Raw genomic sequence first — 16,568 nt, forward strand, 5'->3', positions numbered from 1 at the left:
GATAAATGATAATATATCTCATTTTATTACTTAAATACCTCGACTGGCAAGCGATTGCACTCAAGGGCAGGATCCTGCGTGTCCACAAAACACTTGCCGTACTTACGGGTCCGGGAAATCAGTCAGAAAACAGGAACAAACAGTGGACATACTCGCATCTTCCTGACAAACCGTCAGCAGCAACAAGGAGATCCGGCTCTTGGCCAAAGCACGCGTTCAATTCGTCTGCCAGTCCTGTGGCACCGTCCATTCACGCTGGGCCGGCAAATGCGACGGCTGCGGTGAGTGGAACACCATCGTCGAGGATGACGCGACCGGCGGCGTCGGCGGTGGTCCGGGCACCGCGATGCGAAAGGGCCGGCCGGTGGCGCTGGCGAGCCTGGCCGGTGAAATCGAGGAAGCGCCGCGCATCTCCACCCTGATCAACGAGCTCGACCGGGCCACCGGCGGCGGCTTTGTCCGCGGTTCTGCGGTGCTGGTCGGCGGCGATCCCGGCATCGGCAAGTCGACGCTGCTGATGCAGGCCGCGGCTGCCTTGGCGCGCCAGGGCCACCGGGTGATCTATGTCTCGGGCGAGGAAGCCGTGGCCCAGGTGCGGCTCCGGGCGCAACGGCTGGGGGCCGCCGATTCAGGCGTGCTGCTGGCCGCCGAAACCAATGTCGAGGACATCCTCGCCACGCTGGCCGACGGCAAGCGCCCGGATTTTGTCATCATCGATTCGATCCAGACGCTGTGGAGCGACCTTGCCGGATCGGCGCCGGGCACGGTGACCCAGGTCCGCACCGGCGTGCACGCCATGGTCCGCTACGCCAAGCAGACCGGGGCCGCCATGGTGCTGGTCGGCCATGTCACCAAGGACGGCCAGATTGCCGGGCCGCGGGTGGTCGAACACATGGTCGATGCGGTGCTTTATTTCGAAGGCGACCGCGGCCATCACTACCGCATTCTGCGCACCGTCAAGAATCGCTTCGGCGCCACCGACGAGATCGGCGTTTTCGAGATGTCCGACAAGGGCTTGCGCGAAGTCGCCAACCCGTCAGAGCTGTTCCTGGGCGAACGCAATGCCAAATCGCCAGGTGCTGCGGTCTTTGCCGGCATCGAGGGCACAAGGCCGGTGCTGGTCGAAGTCCAGGCACTGGTGGCGCCATCGAGCCTCGGCACCCCGCGGCGTGCGGTGATCGGCTGGGATTCCTCGCGCCTGGCGATGATCCTGGCCGTGCTTGAAGCCCATTGCGGCGTGCGCCTTGGCAGCCATGATGTCTACCTCAATATCGCCGGTGGGTACCGGATCACCGAACCGGCCGCGGATTTAGCTGTGGCCGCAGCCCTGGTTTCCTCTCTCGCCGGGCTTGCCCTTCCTGCCGATTGCGTCTATTTCGGCGAAGTCAGCCTGTCAGGAGCCATCCGGCCAGTGGCGCAAACAGGTTTACGGCTGAAGGAGGCCGAAAAGCTGGGCTTCGCCAATGCAGTGTTGCCGTCGGGATCCGCCGACCTGCCTTCCAAATCGGGTGCAGGTCTGGCACTGATGGAAACGCTGGCCGATCTTGTGGCGCGCATCGCCGGATCGAAAGCGGCGCAGCTGACTGAAGGTGACGAGGACGAAAACTGAATTCAGCCCATCTGATGCCCGAAGCGGCGATGGCGGGCAGCGACTGAACGGAACGCGATTTCATGCCTATTACCCTTCTTGACGCCATCCTGCTTGGTATCACGCTGTTTTCGGCAGTGCTTGCCATGGTGCGTGGATTTTCACGCGAGGTTCTGGCCGTCGCTTCCTGGATCGCCGCGGCTGCCGCTGCCTATTTCCTCTATCCGATCCTGACCCCTTTCGCGCTCAAATACACCTCGTCCGACAAGATCGCCATGATTGGTTCGGCTGCGGTGGTGTTCCTGATCGCGCTGATCATCGTGTCCTACATCACCATGCGGATTGCCGATTTCATCATCGACAGCCGCATCGGCGCACTCGACCGGACCCTTGGTTTTGTTTTTGGCGCTGCCCGCGGCGTGTTGCTGGTGGTTGTCGCCATGTTGTTCTTCAATTGGCTCGTGGCCGCGCCGAAACAGCCCGAATGGGTGGCGACGGCGAAATCGAAGCCGATGCTCGATTCGCTCGGGACCAAGCTGATCAACATGTTGCCCGATGATGCGGATGCAACGATCCTTGAACGCCTGCGCGGCGGCGGGGCAGAAGACCCCGCCATCGACGAGGCGCCCGCCACGAGCGGATGAGTGATTCCGGTCGGGGATCAATCCGGCCGGTCTAGAAAAAGGTTCGATACCGATGACAGACACTGGATTGAAACCGGTCGACAACGAAGCCGACTGTTTCCATGACGAATGTGGCGTATTCGGAATATTCGGCAAGCCCGAGGCCGCGGCCGTCGTCACGCTGGGGCTGCATGCGCTTCAGCATCGTGGCCAGGAAGCGGCCGGCATCGTCGCCTTTGACGGCCAGCAGTTTTCGGTCGAGCGCCATGTCGGCCTGATCGGCGACACCTTCACCAAGCGCTCGGTCATGGACCGCCTGCCCGGCGACCGCGCCATCGGCCATACCCGCTATTCCACCACCGGCGGCGAAGGCCTGCGCAACATTCAGCCCTTCTTTGCCGAATTTGCCGGCGGCGGTTTCGCCATTTCCCACAATGGCAACATCACCAATGCGCTCACCGTGCAGCGGGAATTGCAGAAACGCGGCTCGATCTTCTCCTCGACATCGGACACCGAAGTCATCCTGCATCTGATCGCTACCAGCGAGAAGACCCGGATCGTGCCGAAATTCATCGATGCGATCTCCCGTCTCGAAGGCGCCTATTCGCTGGTCGGACTGTCGGAGAAGAAGATGATCGGCGCGCGCGATCCGCTCGGCATCCGGCCGCTGTGCATCGGCGATCTCGACGGCGCCTATATCCTGGCGTCGGAGACCTGCGCGCTCGACATCATCGGCGCCCGCTTTGTCCGCGACGTCGCCCCCGGCGAGGTGGTGGTCATCACCACCACCGGCATCGAGAGCCATTTCCCCTTCGAGAAACAGCCGCCGCGGCTTTGCATCTTCGAATATGTCTATTTCGCCCGGCCCGACTCCAATATCGAAGGCCGCAATGTCTATGAGGCGCGCAAGCGCATCGGCGAGGAACTCGCCAAGGAAAGCCCGGTTGATGCGGATGTCATCATCCCGGTGCCCGATTCGGGGACGCCGGCGGCCATCGGCTTTGCCCAGCAGGCCAATCTGCCGTTCGAACTCGGCATCATCCGCAACCACTATGTCGGCCGCACCTTCATTGCGCCCTCCTCGGCCATCCGCCACATGGGCGTCAAGCTCAAGCTCAATCCCAACCGCAACATGATCGAGGGCAAGCGCGTCGTGCTGGTCGATGATTCGATCGTCCGCGGCACCACCAGCCAGAAGATCGTCAAGCTGGTGCGCGAGGCCGGCGCACGCGAAGTGCATATGCGCATCGCCTCGCCGCCGACCATGTCGTCGTGCTTTTACGGCGTCGATACGCCGGAAAAATCCAAGCTTCTCGCCTCGCGCATGTCGGTGGCCGCCATGGCCGATTTCATCCGCGTCGACAGCCTCGGCTTCGTCTCCATCGACGGACTTTATCGTGCGGTGCGCGAGCCGGGCCGCAATGCGGAATGCCCGCAATTCTGTGACGCCTGCTTCACCGGCGACTACCCGACGGTGCTCACCGACCAGGAAGACCACGTCAATGTGCGCAGCCTGTCGCTGCTGGCCAACAACGGATAATCCAGAGCATGACTTCACTCGACGGACGTATCGCGCTTGTCACCGGCGCTTCCCGCGGCATTGGCTACTGGACCGCACTGGCGCTGGCCGGGCAGGGCGCGCATGTGATTGCCGTGGCCCGCACCGCCGGTGGCCTCGAAGAACTCGATGACGCCATCCAGGCCGGCGGCGGCAGCGCCACGCTGGTACCGATGGACCTCACCGACATGCCGGCCATCGACCGGCTCGGCGGCGCCATCAACGAGCGCTGGGGCAAGCTCGACATTCTGGTTGCCAATGCCGGCGTGCTGGGCACCATTTCGCCGGTCGGCCATGTCGAGGCAAAAGTGTTCGACAAGGTCATGGCCGTCAATGTCACCGCCACCTGGCGGGTGATCCGCTCGGTCGAGCCGCTGCTGATCAAGTCCGATGCCGGTCGCGCCCTGATCCTGTCCTCCAGCGTCGCCCATTCCGCCCGCGCCTTCTGGGGCCCCTATGCGGCATCCAAGGCAGCGGTCGAGACCCTGGCCCGGGTCTGGGCGGCGGAGACCGAGAAGACCGCGCTCACGGTCAATTCTGTCGATCCGGGCGCTGTCCGCACCGCCATGCGGGCCCAGGCGATGCCCGGCGAAAACCCCGATACGTTGCCGCACCCGTCCGAGATAGGCGAAAAGCTGGTGCCGCTGTGCGCGCCGTCCTGCACCGAAACCGGCAAGCTGTTTCGCGTGACGGAAAACCGCTTCTTCGACTACCGCCTGCCTGAATAGGCCGCTCGCCGCTTCCACCACCATCTGACCGGTTCCCTTTCGCCGAAATCGGTTCTAGGTTTCCTGTCAGAGGCAGTTGACCGGCCCGGCGCGTCAGGCGTTTAGGACTGGTCACAGGTGGAGGAGACCGCTGATGGCGGGTTGGGTCACGACACTGATCATCCTGGTGCTGGGCGCCGGACTGGTGGCAGCCTTCATGACCGCGCAAAAACGCGGCATCAGCCTGCCGCAGGCCATAGCCCTGATCAAGCTCAGGATTCCCTTCCGGCTGCACCTGCCCGAGGGCCTTGATGCCGCGGATGGCAAGTCTGACCGTCCGGTCATTCATGTTTACGCGCGTCAGTCCGGCCTCGATGCGGCCGTCATCTGGTCGGTGCTTGACCGCACCTGTCTGCATGTGTTGCATGAGGATGACCAGCGCTCGCTGAGCCTGCTCGGAATGCGGCTGTTAGCCCGCACCGCTCCGGCCGGCGACACCGCTGCCATCGAGGCGGCGCTGTCCCAAGGCAGCTCGGTGTCGATTGCCCTGCCGCCCCAGGTCGAGCCCGCACCCGACACGCTTGCCCGCTGCAACCAGATCGCTGCACTTGCCCGCAAACACAAGGCGCGGCTGCGAGCCTTGCACCTGCGCGGCTCCAGCCAGTCGCTCTGGTCGGCCCATCCGCGCGCGGAATCCCCGCGCCTGCTGTGGCCGCGCTTCAGGCTGGCGCAATCGGGCCTGCTTGATTTCGACGACATCATCCCGCCCGAAAATGGCGCATCCGCGCCGCGCGACGAGGACCGGATACATGACCTGCTGGCGCTGGCGCGGCTTAACAGCAATGATTTCGAGCGCGGCCTGTTCCTCGCCTTTCGCGACGCCGCCGACCGCTATGGCAAGGCCGGACCGGTGCTCGAGGACGCGCTTGGCGGCAAGCTCAGCTACAAGCGGCTGATGATCGGCGCCCGTGCGCTGGGCGCCCGTTTCGAGCAGATCAGCAAACCCGGCGAAGCGCTCGGGATCATGCTGCCCAACGCCAACGGTGTGATCGTCACCTTCCTGGCGCTGCAGTCCGCAGGCCGCGTCGCTGCCATGCTGAACTACACCGCGGGTTCCGCCGCCTTGGTCTCGGCGCTGACAACGGCGAAGATCAATACCGTGCTGGCCAGCCGCGCCTTCGTCGAAAAGGCCGGCCTCGAGCCCCAGGTTGCAGCCATCGAGGCCGCCGGGGTCACCATCATCTGGCTCGAGGACCTGCGCGAGACCATCTCGCCGATGGAAAAAGCCAGCGCCTTTCTCAACTGGCGCAGGCCGTTGCAGCCGGTCAAGGCCAGCGATCCGGCGGTGATCCTGTTCACTTCAGGCTCCGAAGGCACGCCCAAGGGCGTGGTGCTGTCGCACCGCAATCTGCATGCCAATGCCGCCCAGGCCGAAGCCCGCATCGACATTTCGGTCTGCGACAAGCTGTTCAACGTGCTGCCGGTGTTTCATTCCTTCGGGCTGACCGGCGGCGCAATCCTGCCGCTGCTCTATGGCGTTCGGCTGTTCCTCTACCCCTCGCCGCTGCATTACCGGATCATTCCGGCGGTGGCGCGCGAGGTCAGGCCGTCCATCATGTTCGGCACCGACACATTCCTGGCCGGCTACGCCCGCGCAGCCAAGGACACCGATTTCAACAGCCTGCGGCTGATCGTGGCCGGCGCCGAAGCGGTGCGCGAGGAAACCCGGAAAATCTATCGAGAGCGCTTCGGCGCCGTGATCCTAGAGGGTTTCGGCATGACCGAGGCCGCACCGGTCGCCGCGGTCAATTCAACCAGCCACAACAAGGACGGCACGGTCGGCCGGCTGCTGCCGGGAATGGCGCTCAGGCTCGAACCGGTGGACGGCATCAATGACGGCGCCCGCCTGTTCGTCTCAGGCCCCAATGTCATGCTCGGCTACATGCTGGCATCGGACCCCGGCGCGCTGCACCCGCTCACCGACGGATGGCATGATTCGGGCGATATCGTTGCGGTGGACGAGGACGGCTATATCGCCATTCGCGGCCGCGCCAAGCGCTTTGCCAAGATTGCCGGCGAAATGATCTCGCTGGGCGCCATCGAACTGATGGTGCAAAAGCTCTGGCCGGAATATGCCCACGCCGCCGTCGCCGTCGAGGACAGGCGCAAGGGCGAACGCATCGTGCTGGTGACCACCAAGATGCCGGCGCTGCGCGAGGAATTGCGCGACTATTCCCGCCGCTTCGGCGCCACCGACCTGATGGTGCCGGCCGAGATCGTCAATGTTCCGGAAATTCCCGTGCTCGGGTCGGGCAAGACCGACTATGTCACCGCGCAGAAGATCGCCGACGAGTGGATCAGCTCACACCGCGCCGGCGAGACGACGAGATAGCGTTTTCAGTCTTTCGGGTCTTCGCCCGCGTCGGACGGGCCGTCCTGCGCGCTTCTGAGCCGCGAAATCGGCCCGTATTTGCGCGACCAGGCCCGTGCCCCGAAGGGCAACGACACCAGATAGCCAACCGCTGTCAGGGTCAGCGTTTCCCAGGTGAAACTCATCAGCAGCGACACATAGACCACTGCCACCAGGATGAACGGCATCACCAGATCGCGACGAACACCGCCGCCGATTCCCTTGCCGGAAAACACGGGAACCCGGCTGACCAGCAGAAAGCCGATGAACATGGTGTAGCCGGCGGCAATGAAGCCGGTACTCTTGTCGATCGGCATGCCGAGAAAGCCCAGATAGATCGGCAGCAACACCAGCAGCGCTCCCGCCGGTGCCGGCACGCCGACAAAATAATAGTTCTGCCATTCGGACTTGGCGGTGGTTTCGGAAATGACATTGAACCGCGCCAGGCGCAGACCGGCGGCAACAGCAAACACGATTGCCGCGATCCAGCCGAAGGACCGGGCCTGGTCGAGAATGAAGACATAAAGCACCAGCGCAGGCGCAACCCCGAAATTGACGATATCGGCGAGCGAATCCATCTGTGCGCCGAATTTCGACTGTGCCTTGAGCAGCCGCGCCACGCGGCCGTCGATGCCATCGAGGAAGGCTGCGATCAGCACCATGGCGACCGCCAGTTCGAAGCGGTTTTCAAAGGCCAGGCGAATGCCGGTCATGCCGGCACAGATTGCCAGCACGGTGATCAGGTTGGGCACCAGCATCCGGAAGGGAATTTCGCGCAGGCGCGGGCCGCGGCCCTCGTCCAGCTCTTCATCCTCCGGACCATGCGGTTCATAGGGTGGGAACGGCGTCGGCATGCATTTCTCCCTTGTCACCCGGGCAGACAGCCTCAATCGCGGCGGCTGACCACAGGTCCCTTGTCTGATCCGAATTCGGCAAGCATGGTTTCGCCGGCAATCGCGGTCTGTCCGACGCTGACCAGGGACCGGGCAGATGCCGGCAGGAACACGTCGAGCCGCGAGCCGAAGCGGATCAGGCCGAAGCGTTCACCCGCATCAAGCTGCTCGTTCTGTTCGGCCCAGCACAGGATGCGGCGCGCCACCAGTCCGGCGATCTGGACCACACCGATTTCGCCATGGCGCGTGGTGTCGATCACCAGGCCGCTGCGCTCGTTCTCGGTGCTGGCCTTGTCGAGTTCGGCATTGAGGAACGATCCCTGCGAGTGCACCTTGCGCACAACCCGGCCTTTGACCGGCGCGCGGTTCACATGGCAGTCGAACACATTCATGAACACCGAGATGCGCAGCATTTCATCGGTGCCAAGACCAAGCTCGGGCGGCGGCAGCATCCGCACCACCGAGGAGACGCGGCCATCAGCAGGGCTGATCACCAGATCTTCATCCAGCGGCGTCACCCGTTCGGGATCGCGGAAGAAATAGGCGCACCATGCGGTCAGAACCATGCCGATCCAGAACAGCGGATCGGCGATCCAGCCCAGCAGAATCGATACGCCAAAGAATATGGCGACAAATTTGTAGCCTTCCCGGTGAACCGGAACCAGCGCGTTGCGAACGCTGTCGATAATGCTCATGACATCTTCCCTGATTTGTCCATTGGCCGTGACTACAGCAATTTCCCCCAAAGGGGAAACCACTTTCAGGCGGCAATTGCACGCGGGCGGATCAGGCTTCGCCGACTTCCGGCGTGCGCCGCCGCGTCACGATCCCCAACTCGTCGTCCTCGCGCATCCGCTTGAGCTGTTCTTCCGCTTCGGTGGCTTCGCGCTGGCGATCCCACATCGAGGCGTAGAGGCCCTTTTGCGCCAATAGCTCGGCATGGCGGCCACGTTCGGCAATCTGTCCATCCTTGAGCACGATGATCTCGTCGGCGCTGACCACTGTCGAGAGCCGGTGCGCGATCACCACCGTCGTGCGGCCCTTGGACACGAAGTCGAGAGCCGTCTGGATTTCCTGCTCGGTGGCGGTATCGAGCGCCGATGTCGCCTCGTCTAGAATCAGGATCGGCGGCGCCTTGAGGATGGTCCGGGCAATCGCCACGCGCTGCTTCTCGCCGCCGGAAAGTTTCAGGCCGCGCTCGCCGACCATGGCCTTGAACCCGTCCGGCAGGCTGCGGATGAAACCGCCGATCTGGGCCAGGTCGGCAGCCTGGTTGACCTCCTCTTCGCTGGCGTCAATGCGGCCATAACGGATATTGTAGGCGATGGTGTCGTTGAACAGCACCGTGTCCTGCGGCACCATGCCGATGGCCGCGCGCAGGCTTTTCTGGGTGACATCGCGGACATTCTGCCCGTCAATGGAAATACTGCCCGACTGGATGTCGTAGAACCGGTAGAGCAGCCGCGAGATCGTCGACTTGCCCGCACCCGATGGCCCGACAATGGCAATGGTCTTGCCGGCGGGAACCTCGAACGACACGCCCTTGAGGATCGGCCGCGACGGATCATAGCTGAAATTGACATTGTCGAAGCGGATCGCGCCCTGTTCTACATTGAGCGGTTTGGCATCCGGCGCATCACGCACTTCCGGCTCGACGTCGAGAAGCTCGAACATCTGCTCGATATCGGTGAGGCCCTGGCGGATCTCGCGATAGACGAAGCCGATGAAGTTGAGCGGCACCGAGAGCTGCATCAGCATGGCGTTGATGAAGACGAAATCGCCGATGGTCTGGGTGCCGGCCTGCACCGCAAGCGCCGACATCACCATCATCACCGTCATGCCGACACCGAAGATCACCCCCTGCCCCATGTTGAGCCAGCCCAGCGATGTCCAGACCTGCGTCGCCGATTTCTCGTAGGACTTCATCGAGACGTCGAAACGGCGCGCCTCCATGTCCTCATTGCCGAAATATTTGACGGTCTCGTAATTGAGCAGCGAATCGACTGACTTTGTGTTGGCGTCGGTGTCAGATTCGTTCATCGAGCGCCGGATCGAGATCCGCCAGTCCGACGCCCGCACCGTAAACCAGATATAGAGCCAGACGGTGACGCCGGTGACCAGCACATAGCTCCAGCCATAGGCCACCCCGAAGATCACCGCCGTCAGCGCGAACTCGATCAGCGTCGGCGCGGTGTTGAGAATGGTGAAGCGGACAATGGTCTCGATGCCCTTGGTGCCGCGTTCGATGACCCGCGACAGGCCGCCAGTACGCCGCTCAAGGTGAAACCGCAGCGACAGTTCGTGCATGTGAACGAATGTCTTGTAGGCGAGTTGCCGCACCGCATGCTGACCCACCCGGGCAAACAGCGCATCGCGCAACTGGTTGAAACCCCATTGCACGATCCGCACCACATTATAGGCGATCACCAGCATCACCGGTGTGGCGATCAGCGCCGGCATCCAGGCGACAACATCGGGCTGGCCGTTGAGCGCGTCGGTCGCCCATTTGAAGAAATAGGGCACCGAGATCAGCACCAGCTTGGACAGCAGCAGGAACAGTGTCGCCCACAGCACCCGCATCTTCAGGTCCGGCCGGTCGGCGGGCCACATATAGGGCCACAGGTTCTTCAGGGTGCCGAAGGGGTTTCCCTGGTCGGCGGATACGGTCTTGGAAGCCAAATCATATGTCCTTGTGTCCGGTCAGGCTGCCGGTGTGTCCGCCTGCCGTTCGATATCTGAATTCTCGCCACCCTGCTCGGCGCAACAGGCGCTGCCGCAGCAATGATCAAGCGTTTGCCCGATGATGCTTGCAAGCTGACGCAGGGCTTCGGCGTTGACGGTGTATCGGGAGCATTGCCGTTCGGCCCGGAAACTGACCAGATCGGCCTCGACAAGCACCTTGAGATGCTGCGAGACCGTCGACTGGGCCAGCCCGGCCCCGCAGGTCAGATCCTTGACGCAGCAGCTTTCGGTGGCGCCCAGATGCCTGAGCAGCCGCAGCCGGGCGGGATGTGCCAGGGCCGCCAGCTTGCGCGCCACCGCGTCATCGCCCGTCTCGAGTGGGTGTCCGGATACATTCATCGTTCATCGGCGATATACGATGAAGACCGTCCAGTCAACCGGATGCGGCAATCCGCCATGGCTCTTTGCGGCCATGAAAATGGATCAGGCAGAGTGACTCAGGACCTGTTGCCGGCATCCAGCAACTGCTTGTGCAACTCTTCGGCATTCTCCAGCGGGCTTTCGGGCACCGAGAACACCTGTCCCGGCTTGATCCGGTCCGGATTCTGGATCTGCGACTTGTTGGCCACATAGATCGTGGTGTAGCGCACACCCTGTCCATAGGTCCGCCGCGAGATCTGCCACAGCGTGTCGCCGCGCCGGATGATCACGGCCCCCGGTGTCGAGGCCAGCGGCGCCTGGACGATGGTCCGCGGCTCGCCCGATTGCGCGGCAGCGCCTGTCGCGGCTTGCGGTGCATTGGCAGCGGCCACGTCAAGGCTCGACGGCTCGGACAGCCCGGTTTCGGCCTGTTTGAGCATTTCGCGCGTCCTGGCCGGATCTGCCAGCAGATCGTCTCCGCCATCGGCCATCGGCTTGAGCACGGTGAGCGCCGCGTTCGCCTGGGCCCGCATCGATTGGGCCATCGCCGAGGCCTCGGCGCTGCTTCCTGCCGGCAATTCAGCCGTTGCTGCAGCCGTAAGCTTGGAAACCGTGTCCTTCAACGCGGCCGTGACCGCAGACGCATCCGGCGCATCGGGCCCGGAGACCATTCCCTCCAGGGCCGTCAGGGCGCCAAACGCCTCTTCGCGCATCTGCGACAATCCGGACAGGTCAGGCATGACCAGTTCGCCCGGGGCAGCAGTGGTCGCGCCCTCTGCAGCCGGATCCGTCGCCGCCGGTTCGCCCGGAGCCACGGCGGCAAGGGCTTCGCCCTCCGGCCGGTTGAACGGCACGCTGGCGCGCAACAACACCGTCTTCCCGTCGCGATCCAACAGGTCTGCGCTGATGATATGGTCACCGACCGAAAGTTCGGCAGTGGCTTCGATGATGAAACGTCCGGTCTCGTCGGCCTTTTCGGTGCCGATCACGGCGCCATCGGCCGAGACCCGGACCGAAAAGCCCGGCGTCGCCGATCCGGCGATGAAAATGCGATCCCCCTCGATTTCAATCGCGTCGACACGCACATTGGAATCGGACGGGATTTCCGCCGCCTTCGGCTCTTCCACGGGATCGGGCGTCACCATGGCGACGTCGACATCGGGTTCCTGCTCCGCCGGTGCTGCGGCTTCCGTGCCGGCCGGTTCAACGGTTCCCTCATCGGTCAACGCAACCTCGGGCGCCGAAGTGGTCAAGAGCCCGGAGGCATCAGGCAGCGCCGGGGTTTCGACGGCTGGCTGCGCGTCAGCGGACGCGTCGGCCACCACTTGCGCGGGCGCGTCTTCCGGCTCAGCCTCTGCAGGGCTCGCGTCACTTGTTGCGGATTGAGCGGTTTCGTCCGCAGTCTCGTCATTTACGGCGTCGGCGGCATCGGCCATTGGGGCGGGTGCCGGTGTTTCCGCAGCCGTTTCCGTTGTTTTCTCTTCAGCCGGGGCGACCGGCTGCGCCATGATCCGGCTCGCCTCGCCCGGCTTGCTGACCATGGCCAGCAATTCGCCGCTGGCCGATTTCGGCACCGACACCGTGGCGACCTCGGCCGACTGGCGCACGGCCCCGTCGGCGCTGACATTGCGGAGCGTCAGGAGGTGATCGCCAGCCGCCAGAGGCGTGTCGAGCACGGCTGCGAAATCTCCGGTGGCGCCAACCGATGTCGAGGCGATCACCGTCTCGCCATTCATGATGTCGAGCTTGGTTCCGGGTTCGGCCCTTCCGGCAATCACCGTCGAACCATCCGGCTCGACCCTGAGCAGATCGAAGCTCGGCGCCTCGGTGGTGTCGGCGGCAGTTTCCGGATCGGCTGTCTGGTCCGTCTGCGCATCGGACACAACGGCCGGCGCTTCGGCCGGAGCGGCATCGGTGGCAGCCGTGTCCTTGCCCATCAGGCTGGACACTTGCGCGGGCTCGGACGGTGTCTCTTCAGCCTGGCCGAGAAGCTGGGGCGCGACATAATAGGTGCCGACAGTCGCCGCGACGATCACACCTGCGATCGCCGGCAGAACCGTACCCATTTTCATCACACCGGCGATCTTCGCCAAACCGGCGCCAAAATTCATCATAGTCCACTCCGCATCCCCGGCGAAAAACCGCCGGTATGACTATAAAACCTATCCGGTTTGAATCTCCCGCACAAGAAAAAGCAAGCTGCAGCGCAGCATCGGACTTGACCATATCCACGACGGCATGTTCATTCGACCCATGAACATACATTCCGCCTCCATCAAATCCATCTGCGTCTATTGCGGCTCACAGCCCGGACGCGACCCGGCCTATCGTGCAGCGGCTGAAATTCTCGGCCGCGCCATGGCCGAAAACGGCATCGATCTGGTCTATGGCGGCGGAACCAAGGGCATCATGGGCGCAGTCGCCGACGCGGTGATGGCCCATGGCGGCAAAGCCATTGGCATCATTCCCGAATTCCTGATGGACAAGGAAGCCTCGGAGGAATCGCTCGGCCGCCTCAACGAGCTGCACGTCACCCGGGACATGCATGAACGCAAGCACATGATGTTCGAGCGCTCCGACGCTTTCGTCACCTTGCCCGGCGGCATCGGAACGCTCGAGGAAATCATCGAGATCATGACCTGGGCACAGCTTGGGCGGCACACCAAACCGATGGTATTTGCCAATATCAACGGCTTCTGGGATCCGCTCAATGCCCTGATCGGGCACATGACGGGCGAAGGCTTCATCCACACCGCGCATCTGGTGCGGCCGCTGGTGATCGATCAGACCGAAGAGATCGTGCCGACGATTCTCGCCGCCGCACGCAGCGGCACCGAAGAGGGCGAGCCCGAGCTGATCAACCGGATGTGACAGCCGCAGCCGCTGCTGCGGCCTGCCGCGCCTTGCGGCTGCGCAAAAGCGACGATGTGTAGATCGCCAGCGCGATCCAGATCAGCACGAAGGCCGCCATCTTGTAGGGACCGAACGGCTCCTTGAAGATGAACACCGCGATGACGAAAATCATCGTCGGCGCGATATATTGCATGATCCCGATGGTCGACAGCCGCAGCAGCTTGGCGCCATTGGCATAGATCATCAGCGGCACGGCCGTCACCACCCCGCAGCCAAGCAGCAACAGCACGTCACCCGATCCGGTATCGCCGAAATGCCCGGTCCCGTTGAACTCGGTATAGGTGATGTAGGCGAGCGCCGGGATGGTCAGCACCAGCACTTCGAGGAAGAAGCCCTGATTGGGTCCGACCGGAAGCGATTTCTTGAAGAACGCGTAAAAGCCCCAGGACAGCGCCAGGCCGACCGAGACCCAGGGCAGACCGCCCGATTCCCATGCCAGCAGCGCCACGGCGACCACCGCCAGCGCGATGGAGACCTTCTGGCGCCCGTCCAGGCTTTCCTTGAGCAGCACCGCGCCGAGGAAGATCGAAAACAGAGGGTTGATGTAGTAGCCCAGCGCGGTCTCGATCGCCCTGTCGGCAGCGATCGACCAGACATAGATGCTCCAGTTGACCGTGATCAGCGCCGCGGTGATCAGCGCCATGCCCATGGTGCGCGGTGATTTCAACGCCGCCCGGATGTCCTGGGTCCGGCCCAAGAAAATCAGCACCACCGCGGCGATCGGCACCGACCAGACCACCCGGTGCGCCACCACCTCGACCGCCGGAATATGCGCCACCGCCTTCATGTAGAACGGCAGGAATCCCCACAGCAGATAGGCCGCCAGCGCAAAGGCAAAGCCGCGCGGCGTGTCTTCGTCATAGGGCGCCGGGGCAGTTTTGGTCGCCATCATGCTGTCCGATCGATCATGGGGTCTGATATTTGAGGAGTATGGCAACCGGCATGAATGAGCAAATTCATTCCACTGAACTGTCACGGGGCGCTGACAGGCTGATCAGCGGCCCGGCAAACCGCCCTATTCCGCCGCCACCCTGCCCGCCATGTCGCGGTTCTTCATCAGCTTGAAGACGATGGAATCCATCAGCGCCTGGAAAGAGGCATCGATAATGTTGTCGGACACGCCCACGGTCCACCAGCGGCCGCCCTCGCCATCGGCGGATTCGATCAGCACCCGGGTGATCGCCTCGGTGCCGCCATTGAGGATGCGGACCTTGTAGTCGACCAGTTCGAGATCGGCGATCTCAGACTGGTAGACGCCGAGATCCTTGCGCAGCGCGATGTCGAGCGCATTGACCGGGCCATGGCCTTCGGCGACCGACATCATCTCGACGCCGTCGACCACCAGCTTGACCACCGCTTCCGAAACCGTGGTGATCTGTCCCATGGCGTTGAAGCGGCGTTCGATCATCACCCTGAAACTGCTGACCGAGAAGAACTCCGGAACCCGGCCCAGCGTGCGGTGCGCCAGCAGCTCGAAGCTCGCATCCGCCCCCTCATAGGCATAGCCGGTGGCTTCGCGCTCCTTGACCAGGCTGATCAGGTAATCGAGCTTCGGATCATCCTTGGCGACCGTGATGCCGCGCCGCTTCAGCACATTGATGAAATTGGATTTTCCGCCCTGGTCCGAGACCATCACCTTGCGGAAATTGCCCACACTTTCGGGCGGCACATGCTCATAGGTGCGCGGGTCCTTGAGCAGCGCCGAGGCGTGAATGCCGGCCTTGGTGGCGAAGGCGGACGCCCCGACATAGGGCGACTGCGCCGGCGGCGAGCGGTTGAGCAACTCGTCAAAAGCATGACTGAGTCCGGTCAGGCCTTCGAGATTTTCCGGCGGAATACCGGTTTCGAAGCGGTCGGCAAAGGCAGGCTTGAGCATCAGCGTCGGGATCAGGGTGATCAGATTGGCATTGCCGCAGCGCTCGCCGATGCCGTTGAGCGTGCCCTGGATCTGCCGCACGCCGGCTTCCACCGCAGCCAGCGAATTGGCCACCGCCTGGCCGGTGTCATTGTGGGCGTGGATGCCGAGCCGGTCGCCGGGAATGCCCTCGGCAATCAGCTCTGAAATGATCCGGGTGATCTCCGAGGGCTGGGTGCCGCCATTGGTGTCGCACAGCACGATCCAGCGCGCGCCAGCCTCAAAGGCTGCCCTGGCGCAGGCCACGGCATAGTCGCGATTGTTCTTGTAGCCGTCGAAGAAATGCTCGCAGTCGACCAGCGCCTCCTTGCCCGCGCCGATGACCGCCTCGACCGATTCCGAGATCGATTGCAGGTTCTCCTCGTTGGAGCAGCCGAGCGCCACCTTGACGTGGTAATCCCAGCTCTTGGCGACCAGGCAGACCGCATCGCCAGACGCCTGGATCAGACCGGCAAGGCCGGGATCGTTTGACGCCGACACACCGGCACGCTTGGTCATGCCAAAGGCGACGAAGGAGGCCTTCTCGGTGCGGCTCTCGGCAAAGAACGCCGTATCGGTCGGATTGGCGCCGGGATAGCCGCCCTCGACATAATCGATGCCGAACTGATCGAGCATCCCGGCAATGGCGATCTTGTCCTCGACGGAAAAATCGATCCCCGGCGTCTGCTGGCCATCGCGCAGCGTGGTGTCGAACAGGTAGATGCGGTCTTTTTTCATGATTTCGTTCCGGAATTGGCGGGGCAATCGCCCCCCTCTGCCCCTTCGGGGCATCTCCCCCGCAAGGGGGAGATTGAATGCGGAGATTTCGGCGGATCCATTCTCCCCCCTTGCGGGGGAGATGTCGGCGCAGTCGACAGAG

13 protein-coding genes are annotated in these 16,568 nt (G+C 63.3%); 6 read left to right on the top strand and 7 right to left on the bottom strand.

The window, feature by feature from the left end; genetic code table 11:
• The first annotated feature begins 199 nt into the window (after positions 1-199).
• The 5 genes from radA (at position 200) to OEG82_RS17280 (ending at position 6,868) form a co-directional block, all read left to right on the top strand.
• Entirely contained in the window at positions 200-1,609 is a 1,410-nt protein-coding gene (radA, locus tag OEG82_RS17260) for a DNA repair protein RadA (RefSeq protein ID WP_267613628.1), read from the top strand.
• A gap of 62 nt (positions 1,610-1,671) precedes the next feature.
• Positions 1,672-2,232: a CvpA family protein gene (locus OEG82_RS17265; RefSeq protein ID WP_267613629.1), complete on the top strand. Its 561-nt coding sequence runs from the start codon at positions 1,672-1,674 to the stop codon at positions 2,230-2,232.
• Between the two features lie 52 nt (positions 2,233-2,284).
• Positions 2,285-3,751 (top strand): amidophosphoribosyltransferase, encoded by a 1,467-nt coding sequence (purF, locus tag OEG82_RS17270; RefSeq protein WP_267613630.1) that lies wholly within the window; start codon positions 2,285-2,287, stop codon positions 3,749-3,751.
• Between the two features lie 8 nt (positions 3,752-3,759).
• The gene (locus OEG82_RS17275) at positions 3,760-4,497 is read left to right on the top strand and encodes an SDR family NAD(P)-dependent oxidoreductase (protein ID WP_267613631.1); all 738 of its coding nucleotides are present in this window, start codon (positions 3,760-3,762) and stop codon (positions 4,495-4,497) included.
• Between the two features lie 133 nt (positions 4,498-4,630).
• The gene (locus tag OEG82_RS17280) at positions 4,631-6,868 is read left to right on the top strand and encodes an AMP-binding protein (RefSeq protein ID WP_267613632.1); all 2,238 of its coding nucleotides are present in this window, start codon (positions 4,631-4,633) and stop codon (positions 6,866-6,868) included.
• Between the two features lie 5 nt (positions 6,869-6,873).
• On the opposite strand, the gene pssA is transcribed toward OEG82_RS17280, so the two are convergent.
• The 5 genes from pssA to OEG82_RS17305 form a co-directional block, all read right to left on the bottom strand.
• Positions 6,874-7,740, bottom strand: coding sequence for a CDP-diacylglycerol--serine O-phosphatidyltransferase (gene pssA, locus OEG82_RS17285; protein ID WP_267613633.1), 867 nt, complete (start codon positions 7,738-7,740; stop codon positions 6,874-6,876).
• 32 nt (positions 7,741-7,772) lie between these two features.
• Entirely contained in the window at positions 7,773-8,474 is a 702-nt protein-coding gene (locus tag OEG82_RS17290; protein WP_267613634.1) for a phosphatidylserine decarboxylase, read from the bottom strand.
• A gap of 91 nt (positions 8,475-8,565) precedes the next feature.
• On the bottom strand, positions 8,566-10,458 hold the full coding sequence (locus OEG82_RS17295; protein ID WP_267613635.1) for an ABCB family ABC transporter ATP-binding protein/permease: 1,893 nt from the start codon (positions 10,456-10,458) through the stop codon (positions 8,566-8,568).
• A gap of 21 nt (positions 10,459-10,479) precedes the next feature.
• Positions 10,480-10,860, bottom strand: coding sequence for an ArsR/SmtB family transcription factor (locus OEG82_RS17300; RefSeq protein WP_267613636.1), 381 nt, complete (start codon positions 10,858-10,860; stop codon positions 10,480-10,482).
• 98 nt (positions 10,861-10,958) lie between these two features.
• Positions 10,959-12,995, bottom strand: coding sequence for an Ig-like domain-containing protein (locus OEG82_RS17305; protein WP_267613637.1), 2,037 nt, complete (start codon positions 12,993-12,995; stop codon positions 10,959-10,961).
• Between the two features lie 139 nt (positions 12,996-13,134).
• On the opposite strand from OEG82_RS17305, the gene OEG82_RS17310 reads away from it, so the two are divergent.
• The gene (locus tag OEG82_RS17310) at positions 13,135-13,752 is read left to right on the top strand and encodes an LOG family protein (RefSeq protein WP_267613638.1); all 618 of its coding nucleotides are present in this window, start codon (positions 13,135-13,137) and stop codon (positions 13,750-13,752) included.
• Here the strand turns inward: OEG82_RS17310 and rarD are convergent.
• Positions 13,739-14,683, bottom strand: a complete 945-nt coding sequence (gene rarD / locus OEG82_RS17315; protein ID WP_267613639.1) for an EamA family transporter RarD — start codon at positions 14,681-14,683, stop codon at positions 13,739-13,741. The genes OEG82_RS17310 and rarD overlap by 14 nt on opposite strands.
• Positions 14,684-14,809: 126 nt before the next feature.
• Complete coding sequence (gene cimA / locus OEG82_RS17320; RefSeq protein ID WP_267613640.1) at positions 14,810-16,426, bottom strand: citramalate synthase; 1,617 nt, start codon at positions 16,424-16,426, stop codon at positions 14,810-14,812.
• Between the last annotated feature and the right edge of the window lie 142 nt (positions 16,427-16,568).

This window comes from Hoeflea ulvae (assembly GCF_026619435.1).
Classification (GTDB): Bacteria; Pseudomonadota; Alphaproteobacteria; order Rhizobiales; family Rhizobiaceae; genus Hoeflea; species Hoeflea ulvae.